A 19547-nucleotide genomic window follows, 5' to 3' on the forward strand; every position below is an offset into this window, starting at 1 on the left:
ATAGCTCGCAACTCGAATGCGGTCAATAATGCTTAAAGATCCCATCGATTAGGCTAAACCAGAGAGTGATTTCACTATGCATAAGGTATTCGTTACCCTCGTTTTTTTAACGTCTAGCTTCATTGTTCAAGCCAATACCATCAGTGCTGAGCAAGTCTCTGAGCAAGTACATCTTTTAAAAGGCATCGATTACGGCACCAATATTGGCCTGATATTGACGCAGGATGGTTTAGTGCTTATCGATCCTATGCCTGGGGATGAACACTTAAGTGCTCTGGATGATGCGATTCAATCTCTCTATGTCAAACCCGTTAAATTCATCTTAAATACCCATGAACACGCCGATCATACCGGTGGTAATCAGCACTTTATCCAACAGGGCGCGCGCCTAGTGCCAACGCAAGACACAGTTCCATCACAAAATATACCGTCACAAAAAGTACCGTTGCAAAATACAGCCCAGATGCAGAACACGGTGGCAGCGCAAAAAACTGTGCCATTGCAATCCCTGATACCCGATATATTGGCCACCCAAGTATCATCCCATTCATCTGCCGACTGGATTTATTTTCACCCTCAGAGCAACAGCTTGTTTGTTGGCGATATTGTCGATAACAGCTGGCACCCGACTTTTTATGCTGGTGGTCTTAGTGGATTTAATGGCGCCATTAACCATATTTTAGCCATAGGTAATGAGGACAGCCTTATCGTGCCTGGCCATGGTAAACCAAGTCATAAAGACTCGCTGCGCCGCTTTCAACAAAACACCAATGACTGGGTTCAACAAATCGAGTCGCTAATTGACTCAGGCAAGAGTGTGGAACAGATAACCCAACATCCACAGATCGCAGAGCTGGTTGCGTGCTTTAATCAGGAGGGAAAATCCCCTTTTCTGCCGCCAAAAGCCTTGAGGAAATTTATCGAACGTACCATTGCCGTGATAGAAAAAGAACGTCAAACATCGGGAAAATAACAGATAAGTACTATTTTGAGGACGAAAGTTCATAGCTAGAGTTTACAAAACAAAGGCTCCAACAGCTTAGCGGGCAATACCACTCGCAACTTAATAGCCCTCACCCCCAAATACATCAACCTACGCTTGAGGAGATTAACTGGGGAGAAAAACCGAAACGAAAACGGTCTAACGTACTGTTATTATGAAATTTTATTAATTATCTTGCCTGTCGCTTCAGGGGAATAATTCTTTAGTCAAAACAGAAGATCCGCTACAATACCCATCTTTGTTTTAAAGAGTCCTTGCGAGTATGTCCTATCCACAGCCCTTAGCCGATGCGCCTCAGTCCCATACGCATATGCACCGTCAATTGGCTGAGCCACAACCTAGGATTTGCCTTCGCACACTCGCAGAGCAACTTAAGCTTGAGCAAGTGACCATTATTGGCAATGCCTCTGGCGAGTGGCAGCCCGCGGCCGAAGGCCTCACCTTTATCTTTAATGGCACGCAGTGGTCGCAGCAGAATGCTCCCCAAAGCCAAGTCGTCAATATTGCCAATGGCGGCTTTGCTGAGTCGCAGTATGCCTTTGAAGTTCAAGGTCATTCGCAAGCTGTGCAACTGGCGAAAGCATTAACACAAGTCGCTACCGATCTCACCGCATCCCTTGGTTGTTGGCCATCCTCAGGCTTAACGACAGTTGTGCTCATGCTGCAATTGGCAAATCACGTACAGGTTCAACGCATGTCGCTGTTGCCAAGCTTACAGCGCAGTATTGAACTACCGGAGACACTCCATTTACCCTGCATGGTGCATAACTGGCTAGGGGAAAGAAGAATCGCAAAGACGCTGCAGTGTGAACGCTTAGATTGGGCTGAGTTTACATTGATGCCTTGGGAGCCAATGTCCAAGGACTGTGAAACAGATGAAGTCAGTGAAACCGATAGCAGTGAAAATAAACAAACTTTATGTGAGGATCTCTTCGAACAGCTGGAATTACTCAGACAATCCAACCTCGCCCCAAGTGTAAGCGAGGAGATGAAACAAACGCTACGTCACCACTTAGCGACCCTTGCACACACGCCTTATGAGATTTGGCAACAATGTGCCGATCACAGCAAGCTAAAAGCGAGCGAGCCCTTATTCTTTAATCATCTTCCCGAAAGCCAAGCGAGCCCTTGGTACCTGATGGATTATCACGCCTCGCAATATCTCGATGCGATTCGTCACCAGCTCGCCTACTGTCGGCAGCAACTCGCAGACTAACCAAGTCAGCTTATCCCGCTTTCCCTAACGCCATGCCTAATGGCTCAAAGTAGGCAATCAAAGCATTTAAGATACGTTGCCTATGCTGTTCATCGGGATAAGCCCCTTCCTTCGCTAACGCAGAATAGCGCGTACCAGAGACTAAGTAGGGATTTTGGATCCCATGATAGGATTCGATGCAAGCTTCAAACGCGCGAGCCATCATTTCCGTCGGTTTAGCAAAATACTGCGCGCCATAGCGTTTATCCAAGGCTATGGCGCGGCGCACATAATCGCTTGGCTCCAAATTGTCCTCGGAGAGTAATGTCACCCGAAAAATTTCGGCCAACCGCTGATTGAGCGGATGCTCGATAAGTGGCAGATCCGCAAGCCAGAGATCGCTGGCGCACTTAAAACGCCCCGAGACTCGCGAAAACGCCTTGGGCGCAACATAATGGTCAAAGGCATGCCAAAACTCATGGGCCAGCGCTCCAGCACCCGCATTTTTGGCTAACGCCAGCTCTCGCGCCCCTGGCGCATAGTGAGCCTGCACGCCCTTTTGTCCACCATGGCCAAAGGCAAGGCTTAGAGTTTGCCTCAACCCTAAAGTCAACGGCGGTAAATTGAGGATAAAGGCAAGATCTGCCAGCGAATCAAACACTAAATTCGCGGCAATTAACGATTCCTCCCGCGTGACCCAACGCCCCACGCGCACATGGCTAAAGCCAAAGGTTTGCTTTACATCCAGAAAGGTCATTTGCACCCCGAAGCGATAATCGGGGCCATGGCGGGTATATTGCTGATGGAGTAACACTATCGGTTAAAGTCGTGGGTGAACATAGTATGGAAGTGATTCTATGTGAAAGCGGAATCGATTTATAGCTTCACAGACAACAATCTTACTTCTATTAAACCACCGCTAATTTGCTAAAGAATACTTCTAGGCTAAAGGGCTTTTGCATAAAAATCACCTCAGGGAACTGTGCCAAATCACGGATCTCGTGGCGATCATTCGCTGATAGCATAAAGAACTGACATGCCCAAGAATCCTCAGCTTGGGCGATAACCATTTGCTTGATTAAGGCCAACCCGTCCGTATCCTTTAAGCGGTAATCTACAATCACGATAGACGGTCGCTGGGTGCTAAATAATCTTAAAGCCTCTTCAGCCCTATCAGCACTGTGAATATGCGAAAAATGCGACTCGAGCGCACTACGGCAAATCTCAAGATTAAATAAATTATCGTCAACCAAAAGTAATGACTGCTGTGCATAGTGATTTGTTGGCACAGGCACCCCGCAATGCAATTGACAGGGAAAGCGCAACAGTACGGTAGTGCCTTGCCCTTCCTGGCTGCGTAAACGTAATTTCCCACCTATCTGCTCTAATAAGCGCTTACAGGTATATAACCCAAGCCCCATTCCTGATATGCCGTGACTTGATACCGATTGATGATTAAAGGGCTCATCCAAAGCCTGTTTTGCCCGCCAAGACATGCCTTCACCAAAATCGCGGATTAATATCCTTAACATGGGGGAAGTCGAGACTTGTAGCGATGACATGGGCAAATCCATATAACAATGCACTTGCTCGCCAGTACTGTATTTAAAGGCATTATTAATAATATTAGTAATGAGTTGGAACAGTTTAGTGCCATCCAGCACCAGCCAGTCCGGTAAGGTATCACTAATGGTCACACTAAGGGTTTTACCTGAGGTGCTATTAAAAGCTCGATAGTATTCTTGAATACGCTCGACATATTCCCTTAGGTTCACAGGATGTTGGTCAAGCTGTAGCTTTCCCACCTCAGCCTTACTGTAATTTAAGGTATTTTCGGCAACTGAATAGAGTAAATTCGCTGACCAGATCATTTTATCGACGATAGTACTTAATGCTTTATCCCCTCCTTGCTCTACATAGTGCAACCTTAATTGCGCTTCCTGTCGCGAGAGGGTTTTCTTTAACAGCTTGCTATAACCGAGTAACGCGTTAATTGGTGTTCGGATCTCGTGGTTAATACTGGCGAGTAACGCTAACTTAGAGCGGTTTTCGCACTCAATACGTTGTACCACTTGTCGATGCTTCGCTTTAACAAACCACAGCACTGAAAATGCCAGCCCGAGCGACGCAATAGAAAGGATAATCACCAAGATTTCAATCACTTCTGCACGAGGAACTTGGTAGTAAACCTGTAGATTAAATTGAGTCTGATATTCGCTCAGTACCACAAACTGCTCATCGGAATAAGTAAATAGCCGCCAAAAGCCCACAGCAGGAGGCTTGTCACAGGCTGAACTTCGCACTATCGAGTGCTCAAATTGATAGGTAACGCAAATGTTCTGTTCCAGATCGATGCGGGTCAAAATCCTTTTTTGCGAGATGGCATAGATAAGATACGGCATGTTAGGTTCATCAATCTTAAGGGAGACGAGGAGATAATCCATTAATTGAGCCTGTAGCTCGCCTTGCTCAGTGCGATGCAGTTGTAGTCGTTGCAATTCGGAGAGTCGAGAAGGATCCGAGAGATACGCAAGTTGAAGATCCGGCCTTAAGGTAAAAGCCAGCGCCGATTTTATCATCAATAGATCCTTAGCAAAGATTTCAAACTCTTGGGGTGACACCGCCTCAGAGGCATGAAAAAACGATCTGAGCGCATCCAGCATTATGCGATGCTGTAAAAACATATCCTGGGATGAGGCGAATACTGCTTGAGCTTTTTTTTGATAAACCGCTTTAAACTCGTGGGTTGTATGGGCCAGAGTCAAACAAATCAGTAGCAAGGTAACCAGTAATCCCGTTAACAAATGAATGCTCGGAGTATATTTACTGCCCATGGTTTTCCTCCCGAACAACCTTAAGCAATAGCCTGACTCGCGCCAACAAGGGGTCGACGGATGTTATGCTTGGGACGGATAAGATCTCGTGTAAGGCGAGACAACTGGTTATACCTAAAAAACTATGTTTAAGTTCAGCAATACTCTCATCTAAAGTGAGTTGCATCAGTTGATGATGTAAACAGTCAAGTTCAGTGAGTAAGGCTCGCCTAAGCACTTGCTGTTGAACGGGGGAGTATTGGCTCATAAAAACCCATACTGCCCGCCGTACTTGAGGCTCCAATACATCACTGTGCATGCATTAATTCGCCCTGATATTGGCCTATCCAGTCAATAAGATATCGACCTTCAATGGGAGGGCTATACAAATAGCCTTGTGCCACATCACATCCTAGGGCAGTCAAAATAGCCGCAATGGCCGCTGTTTCTACCCCCTCAGCGACCACTTTGACATGCATCTTCTGCGCAAGGGCAATGGTTGACTCAACAATCAGATAATGTTGATGATTGATATCCATATCAGAGACAAAACTTTTATCGATTTTGATTTCTTTAAACGGAATAGCATCGAGGCGATCGTAGGTGGAATAGCTTTTGCCAAAATCATCGAGGGAAATATCAATATTGTTAATAATCAGCCGTGCAATTGAATTAAGCACTCTATCCTGATTGATGATCTCTTGGGATTCAGTCAACTCTAACATCAACCGAATACCATCATGGTTACGGCTCGATTCAATAATGTATTCAATCAACTCATCACAGGTAAGATCGTCGGCAGTAATATTAATCGATAGCGAATACTTGGCTAATAGAGGCTGACGTAACCAACATTGCAACGCTTGAGAAATCACCATACGAGTGAAAACGCTATTTAGGCCCTGCTGATTGATTAAGGGTAAAAACGCATCGGGATAAATATACCCATGATGACGGTCGCACAGTCGCGATAACACCTCAAACCCCATGATTTCTTGGGTAGTTAAATTAATTTTAGGCTGATAACAGAGGATCAACTGCTCATCTTTAAGTAGTTGCTGTACATTAATATTTGCATGCCGGTGACGTCGATTGGCCTGATTGTCTGGCTCACTATCTTCGGCTTCCGTTGCCAGCAATGGGGTTAAGATATCGCTCGCATTAACAGGTTTGGCAAACACGCCAACCAAGTTAAGTCTCAGGGTATGAATAATGCAATCAACCAATTCCAGTGTGCGTTTATCGGAGGAACTGATCACCGCAATAGGCACAGTCAGCCAACGAGGCGTTGTCGCCAGCATGTTAATGACGGCGATACCATCCCCCTGCTCCATTTTTAAATCGATAATCACCAAGTCGAGTGACACATCCAGCGCCATCAGCAACTCTATTCCTTGATTGCCATTACTCGCCTCATAAATATGGATATCGTCCTCAGCTAAATACCGATGAATATCTGCTTTGAGCGTCTCACGGATAAATTTTTGATCATCGATGATGAGTATATTCATATGCTGGTCCCTAACTGCATAAAGAAAACGGGATCGATTGTCTGTGACTTAGCCGAAGGAATGACAGACAATTTCAGCAAATTTCGATTCGCCATCACTTCGGTTCGACTTGCAAAAAATGAGTAATTTTTTAAGGGTTTATGATAGTTATCTAAGGTTCGGATCTTAAAAAGCGGTAATTTAAACTGCGTGAGTTTACGCTTTAAGGCTTCATCACAAATGCTAAAACTTAAGTACTTGATCGAGCGACTTAAGGCCATCTTATGGAGGTAAACAGACATCATGTAGTTCTCAATATGTGGCGTCACCCCAAAGGATGAAAACACCATCAAGGTATCGGGAATCGACTGGGAGTGATGGCCAATGACTTCGAATAAATCCACCTCGTCGTTCATAAATTCGAGCGCAACCTTAGCCTGAGTGCGGCAAAACAGACTATGCCCCACGATCTGCTCACCAAAACTAAAGGCGACCACCAGCGATAATCCGCAAATGAAGGGCTGAGTTAATTGACGATTCGTCAAGGAAAGCCGTGGATTACTCTCATAAACCAAGCTCAACTGCAGCAAGGTCATAAAGTTGTCATCCTGGCTATCAATAAACTCGACGCGATAGGGTTTATTTCGATAGTAAGGATGTTCACTACGCTCGATACTGGACTCAAATAAATTGATCAGTGATAAGCCTTCATGGATAAAAGTTTTATCTTCACGATAAATATCAAATAGTTCAGAGCCAAAAATTTCGACAATTTCCGCTTGTTTGGCCAATGAGGGAATATTCACCCCGCGTTCCCAGCGGCTGATAGTGATGGCATCTAAGGTATCGAACAAACAACTCTTTTGCCGTAGCAGGCAACATAGCTCTTCCTGAGACAACTGGTTTTCAGTGCGAGTGTGTTTTAAGAAATTGGAGAATGTCTGTGCACTTGTTTTGCTTGGATAGGAGATAGGCGTACAAATCATAACGTGTTCCATCAGTCTTTTTTATTTTCTCAAGCAGCTCCATATATGTCTCATGGTTCACATCATCTATTGGCTCTGGATGTCTTAGGGTATAAATAATCCAAATGCGTTGCTGTTCTTCCACAAAATAGAGTCCCGTGATTTTCTCTTCTTGCATCACTTGTCCCTCCATTTGCTCCGAGTCGTAACCATGCGTTTGCCACAGGAATTGCAGTATAAATGCCAGCTTTAACCTAAAACCATGGCACAGTAACATTGGACAACGAAAAAAAGTGTCTAGTGATACGTACGGTAATTTCGAGCAAATAACAACCAATAAAGCATGCAAAAAAGCCGAGTTATTCTCGGCTTTTAATGGACGATAACGAAGCAGAGGCTATTTGTGATCTGCTCTAATGGAGAGAATAAATAGCAGTGATAGTGACGCCGAGATCAAAATATAACTACAGATCACCAGCGAAGTACCCGAGGGTAACAGCCAAATCAACAGACTGACTAAGGCACTTAAGAACAGGCTCTCGATGGCATAATACAGAGCGGTTGCCAGCCCCGCAGAATGGGAAAACGCCGCTAAAGCACCATTAGCGGTTACGGCACAGGTTAAGGCGATATGCACTCCTATGAAGTACATAGGCAGCATAAACCCAAGTAAACTCAGCCCATTTAGCCATTCCAGCCCATACAATAGGCCGCCGCTTAGCATCATGCCGATCAGGCCTCTAAGCACAGTTCCCTGTGTGCCCCAACGTTTGACGAGATGCTTAACAAAGCGAGTGGTGATGATCATGACTATCGCAACCGAGCCAAACCACAGGCTAAAGGCCACCTTATCGAGCCCTAATTTGTCCATCAGTATGCTCGGTGAAGCCGAAAAATAGACAAAGAAGGCCCCCATAGCCGTGGCGTAGGCCAAGGTATAGCCTAAAAACGCCTTAGAGCGAATGATGTTAATACATCTCGACCACTCAAAGGGATGGGTCTGTGCTGGGCGGGTTTCAGGCCATTTCAGTAAGGCATGCAACCCAACTAGAGCAGCAAATATCGCTAAGGTGTAGAAAATCCCTCGCCAATGCCAAAGTCCATCGATAAGCGAGCCAATAAAAGGCGCTACCGCAGGTACGGCCGCGAGCACTGAGCCCATAATGGCATAGATAACGACGCCTTCTTCCCTATCGGCAAACACATCTCGCACGGTCGCAAATGCCGCCACCAGCACGGCCGAGGCGCTCAAGGCCTGCACAATCCTAAGGAGCAGAAACACACTGAAGCTGTCGGTTAGTGCCATCGCCAAACTGGAACCTGCGTAAACTAAGGCTCCGGCAATCACCACTCGCCTGCGTCCGATTGCGTCGGATAGCGGTCCAAATAACAACTGGCCTAAGCCTAAAATCGCCATATACAGGGTTAAGGTCAGCTGCATTTGATCTTGGCTAACACTAAAGCTCTGGCGAATATCATTAATGGCAGGCAGATACAGATCCATGCCAAGGGAGGCGAGTAAATCGAAGGGAATGAGTAATAGAAGTGAGTACGCAAAGGTATAATCCCATTTGCGGTCTTGCAGGTTTTGATTAAATTTTGTCATGTTAAAATCCAATTATTGCTATGAATGTTTACAGCGATAATTGGATAAAAGGCACCGCCCTCTTCATCTTTAACCTCCGTTTTTAACCTGTCGAATAACTTATTACTGTTCTGGCTGCGGGCTTATTACAACGCCGGTTACCGCACGATTCACCATGCCTCTTGCAGCACAAGATGGCGGATCATGACACAAATCCCCCCTCGATGGCTATGACTTATTCCCCAATCAGCACCCAATCGCCACTGAGTTTATAAATGACTGAGTATGCTTTAATTTGCATAAATAAAAATATAACCCCGAGGATTTTTCTAACCATTATGCAAAATCGCGAATATCCATTCAAAAACAGTTGAAATTGTTACTGTTTTGAGCCGTAAGTACTTATCGCGCTTGCTTAGGCGAGCCAAAAGCGGAAATAGGCGGGTAATTGGCCGGTCCAGCGCTTGAAGGAACGTCTAAAATTACTGGCGTCACTGAAGGATAAGGAATGCGCAATGCTATTGGCATCCTGATCTGGTTCGGCGAGAAAATACAGCGCTTTAATCAAACGGGACTCATCGACCAATTGTCCGTAACTCAGCCCCATCTCCCCAAGACGCCGTTTTAACGTGGCAGGACTCATCTCTAACAATTGCGCCATTTCCGGCAGGCTTAATGCATTGTGCATCAATTTAAGGCGGATCCCTGCCGCTAATCCATGGCGAAACCCATGCGCGAGCAGGGCTTGGCGGGCATTCTTGGCCATCGTCAGTTGCGGCCCTAACACAGTACTCGCAAGCGGCTCGTTAAAATGGCGATCCAACGTTCCCGCATGAGGGTGATCCCAAGGTTGCAACGCTGCGGGCTTATTCGGCGGCTTTGTATATTTGGAGCCAGCAAAATCGATCACATGGGTCTCGGAGTGGCTTGCAAACAACAGAGGTTGGCACAGCAGGGATTTTGCCATCGAAACTCGGCAAAGGGGCGCATCAAAGCTTAACTCAGTGCCGAAATACTTATAATAATGGGCTAAGTTCGCTGGTGCGGGGTAAGGAAAACTGATACTGCCGCGCCATGCTTGGCCAAGCAATTGTTTGCAGCATGCCGTGAGGGACGACAGACTTAATTCGATGAAAAACTGTTTGTGCCGCTGCATACCTAGGTCGAGGCTTAATAGAAAGTGCCATTCCTGCTCTCCTTGCCAGCGCCAAGTTTGCAGCCAAGGTTGTGTGAGCCAATGATATTTATGCCAAAAATGCCCGAGCGACTTCAGATCCCGCGCGCAAAATATCCCCGCCGTGAGCGCGCCACTTTGGGATGGCAGCCACAGCTGACCCAATAAGAAACTTAAATCGCCACTTGGCCACAGGGATAAGGCATTGTCCAGCAGCCGAGATAACTGCTTTGGACTAATAAGGTGATCGGGTTTACGAATATCTGCGGCAAAAATCCCCGTGCCTCGTAACAACTTATCGCTATCGAGCCCACGCTGCTTAAAAAGCCCAACGATGCTCGCCACCAGCAATTGACTATCAATACATTTATCCTGCCAAGTGGCGAGCGCGCGCATCAGTTAAGCTCACTTAAGGTCGACGAATTTTGCGCGTTACTCGCTTGAGCTGGTGTGGCTGCCGGACTACGATTCTCTTTTTGCAGTGATATTTTTTGATTCAACAATTGCAGCAGCGTAGCGGCCTCTTCCTTTGCCTGCGCTTTATGCGTTTGCAACGGCAACACTTTAGGTGATGGCAGTGCCCAGACCACGGAGGCGCTACAACCGAACGCGCCAACACCTTGCTGTATCTGCTCCGCCATCACACTCACTAAGGGCGGAATCGCACCGCGCAACAGAATGATAAAGCGATCACCAGCGTAGCGGCAGACTAAATCCTGATTCCTAAGGGTTGAGCTGAGCCACAATGCCAACTGCGACAAGAGCCTATCACCCTCTTCCACCCCTTGATTTTGGTTGTATTGATGAAAATTATCGATATCAAGCATAATCAGACCAAACGCTTGATTTTGCGACAATTGTTTTATTAAGTGATGTTCAAATGCTTTAGCATCATTGAGCAAGGTCAAGCCATCGGTTAATTGATGTTCACGGTGAAACTGCTCCCGAGTTTGCAACTGGCGATTGACGACGGTTTGCTCATCTCGCCATAGCCATAGGCCACAGGTCAACACCAATAGCCCAACTGGCGTCGGCATCTTTTCAAACCAGTTATACACTGGGATAGTTTTGACGATAAAAATCTCATCTAACAAATCTAAATAGCAGCCCAAGCAGTAACTTGAGAGGCCAGCGATCAACAGGTTTGTCACCCGGCCAGAGGGGCGAACAGACACTATCACCATCAACCAACACATGCCGAGGATAAATAAGGCGCCCTCGGTGACGACATCGAACCAATCCACCGCCGCCACTGTCTTGGCCGTGGTGCTTTGCCAAAGAAACAGCGGCACGATAAAGATGATAAGCAGACTTAAGCCATAGACGCTGGCGAGCCGTAATGATTTTGCAGGAGTTCCCAAAGTACACACCTTGTTCTGTTTGTTCTGTGAAGCCCAAACGGGCAAATACAACGTTAATGCTTTATGGGATGGCAAGTTAGCGGGCTTTTATGACAACGCCGTGACGCCATTTAGTGGCGCTCAACTGACAAACATAAACAAATAAAACTTAATATATTGAATTAAATGCAAAATAATCTTAACCCCATACTATCCGCGCCGACCACAGCGGCAAATTAGCTCAGGCACTTTTGAGTGGTACGGATAAAAAAACCATATTGAGCTGATTGATGCTGAACTCTGTGCCTTCGCGGGCTTTACTAAACCTTTGCTGCATCTCTTTGCTTTTCGACCGACAGCGATATAACTCGCTATAAATAAAGCTGTTATTGCCAATCATACTCTTCATACCTGCATCATTGCTGAGCGATTTTGATTAATCCATGCCTATTTTTTGCGATGATTTTCCAGCGTCATTTTGGCTCACTCACGGCCGAAAAGCGCCATTTTCGTCCGTTAACAAGCGCCAAACACGGTAGATCAATTATCCCGTCACAAATCTGACATTTTGCTCCCCTAACTTGGCCGCCATCACAAATAGGCCTTCACCCAAGGCTTGCAATAACACTCAACAGAAACAACTTAAACGGAACTCAAGATGCAATCTCGTACCCCGCCATTACAACAAGAGTTACAACAAGGCTCCCAAGCGCCGCGAAAGCAACATGCCATCCCTAAAACCCGATTGGCTGCACGCCTGTCAACAATTAGCTTGGCCATGATGGTCGCAGGCTTTAGCACTAGCGCCCTTGCCGTTGGTAAGCTTGAAGGGCAAATTCGCGATAATGTCAGTCAACAACCCCTTGCTGGCGCGACCGTCACCTTAAAAGAGCTCAACCTGAGTCAACAGGCAGGCCGCGATGGCCGCTTCTTCTTTGTCGGCGTGCAAGATGGCGATTACACCTTAGTGGTCAACTACCTCGGTGCTATGCCGCTGGAACATAGTGTTAGCATTCGCGATAAGCAGACCACGCTGCAAGATATCAACTTGAGCAGCCAAGATGTCGAGCATATTCGCGTCGTCGGCCAACAAGGCGCATTAAGTAAATCCATGAACCGCCAACGCGGCGCCGACAATGTGCTAAGCGTGGTCAGCGCCGATGTGCTGGGGAATTTCCCTGACAGCAATATCAGTGAATCACTGCAACGGGTGCCAGGGCTGTCTATCGAGCGGGATCAGGGCGAAGGTCGCTTTGTACGTGTACGCGGTATGGCGCCGGACTATAACTCAGTATCAATGAACGGCACCCGCTTGCCCTCACCCGAAAGCGATCGCCGTGCGGTTGCCCTCGATGTGGTGCCATCGGATCTCTTGCAATCGGTGGAAGTGAGCAAAACCTTAACGCCGGATATGGATGCCGATGCACTGGGCGGCGCGATTGAGGTTAAAAGCCTGTCGGCCTTCGATCGCGATGATACTTATCTCAACCTCAACGCCGAAGCGAGCCAAGATACCTTAACCGACAATACCAATCCCAAACTCGCCGCCAGCTACAGCGATATCTTTGCCGACAAGCTAGGGGTAGCCATAGGTGCCAGTTGGTATAACCGCGACTTTGGCTCAGACAACGTCGAAACCGGCGGTAAATGGGAGTTTGCTGGGGATAACGGCTTTGAGGATGCGGCGCTCGAATCCATCGACGCGCGGGATTATGAAATCAATCGTGAACGTTTAGGCATAGGCGTGAACGTCGATTATCGCCCAAGCGATGATACCGATCTGTATCTGCGCACCCTTTACAGTGAGTTTGATGATACCGAAACCCGTAACAGCGCCAAAACTAAGTGGAAATCGCCGCAGCAAGCCAATGCCCTCAGCCAAGGTAAAACCACGCGCTCGCTAAAATCACGCACCGAGAACCAGAACATCACCTCCTTTGTGCTCGGCGGTCAAACCCGCTTCGAACACTGGACCTTCGACTATCAGGCGAGCCACAGCACCGCCAGCGCCGAAAAACCGCGGGATATCGCTGGCGCCGACTTTGTCGCCAAGATTGATAACACGGGCTTTAGCCATACTCAGCAGCCACAGATTATCGCCCCCGAAAACTACTTTCAAAACGCTAACTTTGAGTTAGATGAGATTGAAATCGCCGCCTCCAAGGCCGAAGATACCATCAACAGTGGTCAACTGGATCTCACCCGCCAGCTAACCATTGCGGATTACAGCGTCGAGTTAAAAACTGGGGTCAAGCTAAGCCGCCGCGATAAATCCAATCGCGAAGATATCTGGATCTACAGCGACTTAGGCGATCAAGGCGTGAGTGATGAAGACTTGTTATTGAGTCAATACGCAGGCAATGAGCTTGACTATGACCTCGGCCGCTTTGGCAGCGGCATCAATGCTACGCCTTTATGGCTGCTAATCGACAGCCTAGATGCCGACAGCAATCGTGATGATATCGAGTCCACCATTAACGACTTTGATATCAGCGAAGATATCAACGCCGCCTACCTAATGGGCCACATCGATATCGATAAACTGCGTATCTTAACTGGGCTGCGTTTCGAGCAAAATCAATGGGATTCCAGCGGCTACGGTTATGATGGCGCCAAAAGCGAGTTTATCGATATCAACCACTCCCGCGATGAGGATCATTGGCTGCCCGCACTGCACCTCACTTACCGCTCTAGCGACAATACCGTGCTGCGCGCTGCCTGGACCAACACCTTAGTCCGCCCGACGTTCGGCCAATTAGCGCCGGGATATTTGCTCGAAGAGGATGATGGCGATATCGATTTAACCTTTGGCAATCCACAGCTTAAGTCACTCGAATCGATGAACTTTGACTTAAGCCTAGAGCACTACTTCGGCAATATCGGCTTAATTTCGGCGGGGCTGTTTTATAAAGATATCGACAACTTTATCTATCAGGCGGATTTAGCTGGCCGTGGCGATTATGTGGATGCCCATAGCGCCGTGACCTTTGTCAATGGCGACAGCGCCGACATCTACGGCGTGGAGCTAAGCTATGTGCAAGAGTTTAACTTTTTGCCCGAGCCCTTTAATGCGCTGGTGCTCAACTCTAACCTCACTTATACGGATTCCAGCGCCAAGATCAGTTGGCTAGAGGATGGCCAATTACTGAGCCGCGATATTCCGATGCCGAGCCAATCGGATCTCACCGCAAACCTGTCGCTTGGCTATGAAAACAGCTATGCCAGTGTTTGGTTATCGGCGGCCTATAAATCCGAATATTTACAGGAAGTCACTGAGCTCAGTGATGAGCGCTACGATCTCTATCAAGACAATCACTTGCAATGGGACTTTGTCGCCAAGGCCCATTTAACCAGCAATTTAACCTTGTATTTCAAAGGGGTGAATCTGACCGACGAGCCCTACTACAGCTACACGGGTGAAAGCAGCTACAACGCCCAATACGAAGCCTATGGCCGCACTTTCCAGTTAGGCGTGCAGTACACCAACTATTAATCACCTATTGAAAAAGAACAAAGATATGACAACAGCATTTACCAAAATTAGTGCCATAGCCGTTAGCTTAGCAGGCCTTATCAGTGCGCCCTTGAGCGCATTCGCTCAACCAATCACAGCCCCAGCCCACAAAGGCAGCCAAGCCCAAGCCTTGTTGTTTACCAAGGATAACAACGCAGTGATCTCTGCCGTCGATTGGCTTTGGGTCAGTGAAAGAAATGGTTTGATGCTACAAAGCATACCAAGCGCGGATAAAACGTCGCTACCCACCGCCAAAACCTTAGTCAAAGGCGAGTTTGAGCTGTTGGCCTTTAGCGATCCCTATGCCTTAACGCTCGATCGCCGCGCCGATCGCATTCGCCCTATCATGATCAAACAGATAGAAGGCAAAGTCGCGACCAACGTGTTGCCACTGCTGCCGATGGCATCGTTTGAAATCAATTGGATCTGTATTCAGCCAAGGCCGCAGGATGGCAATATCTACGCTTGGTTTGGCGGCGAAGACGGTTATAGCGAGCAATGGCTATTAGGCGATGCCGGACACTTTATGCCGAAAAAAATGCGCAGTCAGGCGATTCCCGTCAACAGCACCAGCTGCGCCATCGATGGCGATAAACTGTTAGTGAGTGAGCCCGAAGCCGGTGTCTGGCAATTTGATGCCAGCCCCTTCGCCGATAATAGCGCTAAGTTGATTCTCGCCGCCCTCAATAATGATATCGCGGGCATGCAAGTCATCGATGGCAAGTTATTGTTAAGCGATAAAAATGGCGTCCTAACTTTAGATCAACAGGCTATTGCGAACTACGACTTAGGGAAGGTACAAGGGTTCAGTGGTTATCTAAGCGGAACCAGCACCAACAAGGCAATCCAGTTTGCCCTCTATGATGATAAAACTGATCAGTACTTATTTAGCCAAGCAGTCTTGCCTATAGACCGGAATCAATCAAATAACGAGCCCAGCGATAATATCATCGAAATTCCCGCTTGGGTTGAAAGCGATCCCTCCGATAGACCCGGCGATACCATGGACGATCCGGCGATTTGGGTGCATCCAACTGAACCGGAAAAAAGCCTAGTGCTTGGCACCAACAAACGTTGGGGACTATTGAGCTTTAATATGCGTGGCGAGCAGGTTCAAGCCCTACCTTCGGGGCGCATCAATAACGTCGAACTGCGCCAGCAAGTGATGCTGGGTGGTAAAAAACGCGATATCGCCGTGGCGACCTTAAGGGATAACGACAGCCTCGCCTTCTATGAAATCGATGCTCAGGGCAAGTTAAGCGAGTATCCTAATCAAGCCACCAATATGGTGGATATTTATGGCATGTGTCTGTATCAAGATGCCGATACCCTGTATGTGTTCGCCAATGAAAAGTCCGGCCGTATCGCCCAATACCGCGTCGATTGGCAGGTAAATGGCCCAAGTATCAAGCTGGTGCGTGATATCCATACCCCAAGCCAAGTCGAAGGTTGTGTGGTCGATGAGGCTCAGCACGCGCTGTTTATCGGTGAAGAAGACAAGGGCATTTGGCGCTTTAATGCCAAGGCCAATGGCGGCACCCAAGGTGAGCTCATCATTAAAGCCGAGGGCGACTTAGTCCCCGATGTTGAAGGTATTTCACTCTATCAAGGCGCCAATATTCACGGTAAAAAGCAGGATCTGCTGGTGGTGTCCAGTCAAGGCGACAACAGTTACTTGCTGTATCAGGCACAGCCGCCCTACGCCCAATTAGGCAAGTTCCGTATTGGAGTAAACCTTAACGGCATGGAAAATGGCCGCGAAACCAGTATCGATGGCAGTAGCGAAACCGATGGCTTGGCCGTGACTCACTTAAGCGTCGGAACCGGAGCTTGGCAACAGGGAATGCTGGTGATACAGGATGGACACAATCATTTACCCGATAATAATCAATCTTTTAAATGGCTGCCTTGGCGCAGTATTATCGAGAAATTATCGCTTAACTGAGTATTGAGCCAGTTGAACGCTGCATGATCTGGCGAGAGGAATGATAACCGAGTCCGAGTGGCTCGGTTTATTTTTGCCCTGAACCTTTTTGCTTGAAACTCGCATCTTGAGTCTGAAATCGCTATACTCCGCGCCCAAATCATTTGGCCAATAACTAGCTCGATATTGCAAAACTGTTTGCGGTTGTCAGCTTTTTAAGCCGTTATTAACGACTTTTTCTTAGGACATACCTTTGATCTCTACCGCAAATATCACCATGCAATTCGGCCCAGAGCCATTATTTGAAAATATCTCGGCAAAATTTGGCAACGGTAACCGTTATGGTTTGATTGGCGCAAACGGCTGCGGCAAATCGACTTTTATGAAGATCTTAAGTGGCGCCCTCGCCCCAACCTCGGGCAACGTGTCGATCACGCCGGGTTTAAAGGTTGGCACCCTAAGCCAAGATCAATTCGCCTTCGAGCAATACACGGTTATCGATGCGGTGATCATGGGCGATACCCAGCTGTGGAAAATCAAGCAAGAGCGTGACGCGATTTATGCCAAACCCGATATGACCGAAGAAGACGGCATGCGTGTGGGCGATCTCGAGAGTGAATTTGCCGAGATGGACGGCTACAGCGCCGAGAGCCGCGCGGGCGAAATTCTGATTGAAGCTGGTATCGAAGAATCCTTCCACTATGGCCCTATGTCACAGGTTGCACCCGGTTGGAAACTGCGCGTACTGTTAGCCCAAGCCCTGTTTGCTAACCCCGATATTCTGCTGCTCGACGAGCCCACCAACAACTTGGATATTCACACCATCAGTTGGCTCGAAACTGAGCTGAATAAGCGCAAATGCACCATGATCATTATTTCCCACGACAGACACTTCTTAAATGCTGTCTGTACCCATATGGCGGATATCGATTACGGTGAACTGCGGATTTACCCCGGCAACTACGAATACTTCCTCGAGCAATCGGCCTTGCAGCGCGAACAATTGCTGTCGAGCAACGCCAAAAAGAGCGCCGAGATTGAAGAACTGCAGGACTTCGTTAACCGCTTTGGCGCTAACGCTTCTAAGGCAAAACTGGCCAGCTCACGCGCCAAGCGCATGGACAAAATTAAACTGGATGAAGTCAAATCCTCCAGCCGTATTGCGCCGTCAATCCGCTTCGCGCCGGGTAAGAAGATGCACCGTCAGGCATTGGTGCTTGAGAACCTCGCCCACGGTTTTGACGGTGAGTTGCTATTCGAAGGCGGCGATTTAATCCTCGAAGCTGGCGCAAAGCTTGCGATTATCGGTGAGAACGGTGTCGGTAAAACCACCTTATTACGCTGTTTAGTCAATGAGTTAATCCATAATCAGGGCGTGATTAAGTGGTCAGAAAACGCTTCCATTGGTTACTGCCCACAGGACAGCACCAGCGATTTTGATAATGATTTGACTATTATTGAATGGATGGACCAATGGCGTCAGCCAAAACACAACGACTTGATGGTACGCGCCATGTTAGGTCGTTTATTGTTTACCGAAGATGATGCCAACAAAAAAGCCAAAAACTGCTCAGGTGGTGAGAAAAACCGTTTAATTTTCGGCAAGTTAATGATGCAGGATATCAACGTCATCATTATGGACGAACCGACCAACCATATGGATATGGAAGCGATTGAATCCTTAAATAATGCCCTCAAAGATTTTGAAGGCACACTGATTTTCGTCAGTCACGACCGCGAGTTTGTGTCCTCGTTAGCGACCCGTATTATCGATATTCGGGATAGAAAATTGGTCAACTTCCAAGGGACCTTTGATGAGTATCTGGCAAACCTTGCCAGTACCTAATCGCCATCGGCTTTTGCAAAAGCGCTTTTGATAAACGTCCTTTTGCTAAAGGACTTCAAAAGACCCAAAGAAAAGACGCTTCACTCTACTCGAGCTTAGCGTCTTTTTTATACCACCCATTTGTATCACCCTTTCATATACGCAGTGACTGACTGCGTTAGTCGGTTTTCGCTTCCACCAAAGCCGCAAGTTGCATTAATGATTCTTGCCAGCCTAAGTAACACATCTCCTCAGGGATAACGGCTGGGATACCCTCCTGAATGATCTGCAAATTGGTACCGCAGGAAACCTCGGTTAATTCGATAGTCACCTGCATCACGCCGGGCAGATTCTCATCATCAAACTGGTCAGTATGGCGGATAAGTGTGTTGGGGATGAGCTCGGTATAAACCACCTTAAAGGAGTGACTGTATCCCGTCGCAAATTGAATAAAACTCATGCTATAGCCCGCCCCAACGGCCAATTCAAACTCATGAATGGTCCCCACAAAGCCGTAAGGCGGTAACCAACGCTCTAGCGCCGCTTTATCGGTAAAGGCCTTATAGACTAACGTCGAGGGCGCGCGCAGCACTCTATGTAACGTCACTGTACCTGTGTTATCCGACATATCCTTATCCTTCCAATTGCTTATGGGCCAATGATGCTCTTAAAGATAGCGCAAGAATCCTATTCGTTATCACCTGCGCGAGAATATTAAT

General features: G+C 47.5%; 13 protein-coding genes. 5 read left to right on the forward strand and 8 right to left on the reverse strand.

Annotated elements, in window-relative coordinates; translation table 11 throughout:
* The first annotated feature begins 76 nt into the window (after positions 1 to 76).
* Both K0H60_RS10980 and K0H60_RS10985 read left to right on the forward strand, forming a co-directional pair.
* Positions 77 to 973, forward strand: a complete 897-nt coding sequence (locus K0H60_RS10980; protein WP_220055725.1) for an MBL fold metallo-hydrolase — start codon at positions 77 to 79, stop codon at positions 971 to 973.
* Positions 974 to 1265: 292 nt separating this feature from the next.
* Positions 1266 to 2219 carry a hypothetical protein gene (locus K0H60_RS10985; protein ID WP_220055726.1) on the forward strand — a complete coding sequence of 318 codons (954 nt, stop codon included), beginning with the start codon at positions 1266 to 1268 and terminating at the stop codon, positions 2217 to 2219.
* A gap of 10 nt (positions 2220 to 2229) precedes the next feature.
* Here the strand turns inward: K0H60_RS10985 and K0H60_RS10990 are convergent, their stop codons facing one another.
* The 7 genes from K0H60_RS10990 to K0H60_RS11020 form a co-directional block, all read right to left on the reverse strand.
* Positions 2230 to 3012 (reverse strand): CLCA_X family protein, encoded by a 783-nt coding sequence (locus K0H60_RS10990; protein ID WP_220055727.1) that lies wholly within the window; start codon positions 3010 to 3012, stop codon positions 2230 to 2232.
* 94 nt (positions 3013 to 3106) lie between these two features.
* Positions 3107 to 5032 carry a hybrid sensor histidine kinase/response regulator gene (locus tag K0H60_RS10995; RefSeq protein WP_220055728.1) on the reverse strand — a complete coding sequence of 642 codons (1926 nt, stop codon included), beginning with the start codon at positions 5030 to 5032 and terminating at the stop codon, positions 3107 to 3109.
* Positions 5033 to 5319: 287 nt separating this feature from the next.
* Positions 5320 to 6522, reverse strand: coding sequence for an EAL domain-containing response regulator (locus tag K0H60_RS11000; RefSeq protein WP_220055729.1), 1203 nt, complete (start codon positions 6520 to 6522; stop codon positions 5320 to 5322).
* Entirely contained in the window at positions 6519 to 7487 is a 969-nt protein-coding gene (locus K0H60_RS11005; protein ID WP_220055730.1) for a helix-turn-helix transcriptional regulator, read from the reverse strand. Before K0H60_RS11005 ends, K0H60_RS11000 begins: the two co-directional genes overlap by 4 nt.
* 376 nt (positions 7488 to 7863) lie before the next feature.
* Positions 7864 to 9072: a CmlA/FloR family chloramphenicol efflux MFS transporter gene (gene cml, locus K0H60_RS11010; protein WP_220055731.1), complete on the reverse strand. Its 1209-nt coding sequence runs from the start codon at positions 9070 to 9072 to the stop codon at positions 7864 to 7866.
* 394 nt (positions 9073 to 9466) lie between these two features.
* Positions 9467 to 10621 carry an AraC family transcriptional regulator gene (locus K0H60_RS11015; RefSeq protein WP_220055732.1) on the reverse strand — a complete coding sequence of 385 codons (1155 nt, stop codon included), beginning with the start codon at positions 10619 to 10621 and terminating at the stop codon, positions 9467 to 9469.
* On the reverse strand, positions 10621 to 11586 hold the full coding sequence (locus K0H60_RS11020; protein ID WP_220055733.1) for a GGDEF domain-containing protein: 966 nt from the start codon (positions 11584 to 11586) through the stop codon (positions 10621 to 10623). Before K0H60_RS11020 ends, K0H60_RS11015 begins: the two co-directional genes overlap by 1 nt.
* Before the next feature lie 637 nt (positions 11587 to 12223).
* Between K0H60_RS11020 and K0H60_RS11025 the strand changes: the two genes are divergently transcribed.
* The 3 genes from K0H60_RS11025 to K0H60_RS11035 all read left to right on the forward strand — a co-directional run bounded on the left by K0H60_RS11025 (position 12224) and on the right by K0H60_RS11035 (position 18849).
* Entirely contained in the window at positions 12224 to 15058 is a 2835-nt protein-coding gene (locus K0H60_RS11025) for a TonB-dependent receptor (protein WP_220055734.1), read from the forward strand.
* Positions 15059 to 15083: 25 nt separating this feature from the next.
* Positions 15084 to 17024 carry a phytase gene (locus tag K0H60_RS11030; protein ID WP_220055735.1) on the forward strand — a complete coding sequence of 647 codons (1941 nt, stop codon included), beginning with the start codon at positions 15084 to 15086 and terminating at the stop codon, positions 17022 to 17024.
* A 232-nt stretch (positions 17025 to 17256) separates the two neighbouring features.
* Positions 17257 to 18849: an ABC-F family ATPase gene (locus tag K0H60_RS11035; protein ID WP_220055736.1), complete on the forward strand. Its 1593-nt coding sequence runs from the start codon at positions 17257 to 17259 to the stop codon at positions 18847 to 18849.
* 157 nt (positions 18850 to 19006) lie between these two features.
* Here the strand turns inward: K0H60_RS11035 and K0H60_RS11040 are convergent, their stop codons facing one another.
* Entirely contained in the window at positions 19007 to 19456 is a 450-nt protein-coding gene (locus K0H60_RS11040; RefSeq protein ID WP_220055737.1) for an SRPBCC family protein, read from the reverse strand.
* Positions 19457 to 19547 lie beyond the last annotated feature (91 nt).

The organism is Shewanella mangrovisoli (genome assembly GCF_019457635.1).
In the GTDB taxonomy this organism is placed as follows: Bacteria; Pseudomonadota; Gammaproteobacteria; order Enterobacterales; family Shewanellaceae; genus Shewanella; species Shewanella mangrovisoli.

Excerpts from the sequence above, each read along its gene's own strand:
- K0H60_RS10980 (WP_220055725.1), top strand. The coding sequence starts at position 77 with ATGCATAAGGTATTCGTTACCCTCGTTTTTTTAACGTCTAGCTTCATT.
- K0H60_RS11005 (WP_220055730.1), bottom strand. The coding sequence starts at position 7,487 with ATGATTTGTACGCCTATCTCCTATCCAAGCAAAACAAGTGCACAGACA.
- cml (WP_220055731.1), bottom strand. The coding sequence starts at position 9,072 with ATGACAAAATTTAATCAAAACCTGCAAGACCGCAAATGGGATTATACC.
- K0H60_RS11025 (WP_220055734.1), top strand. The coding sequence starts at position 12,224 with ATGCAATCTCGTACCCCGCCATTACAACAAGAGTTACAACAAGGCTCC.
- K0H60_RS11000 (WP_220055729.1), bottom strand. The coding sequence starts at position 6,522 with ATGAATATACTCATCATCGATGATCAAAAATTTATCCGTGAGACGCTC.
- K0H60_RS10995 (WP_220055728.1), bottom strand. The coding sequence starts at position 5,032 with ATGGGCAGTAAATATACTCCGAGCATTCATTTGTTAACGGGATTACTG.
- K0H60_RS11015 (WP_220055732.1), bottom strand. The coding sequence starts at position 10,621 with ATGCGCGCGCTCGCCACTTGGCAGGATAAATGTATTGATAGTCAATTG.
- K0H60_RS10985 (WP_220055726.1), top strand. The coding sequence starts at position 1,266 with ATGTCCTATCCACAGCCCTTAGCCGATGCGCCTCAGTCCCATACGCAT.
- K0H60_RS11040 (WP_220055737.1), bottom strand. The coding sequence starts at position 19,456 with ATGTCGGATAACACAGGTACAGTGACGTTACATAGAGTGCTGCGCGCG.
- K0H60_RS11030 (WP_220055735.1), top strand. The coding sequence starts at position 15,084 with ATGACAACAGCATTTACCAAAATTAGTGCCATAGCCGTTAGCTTAGCA.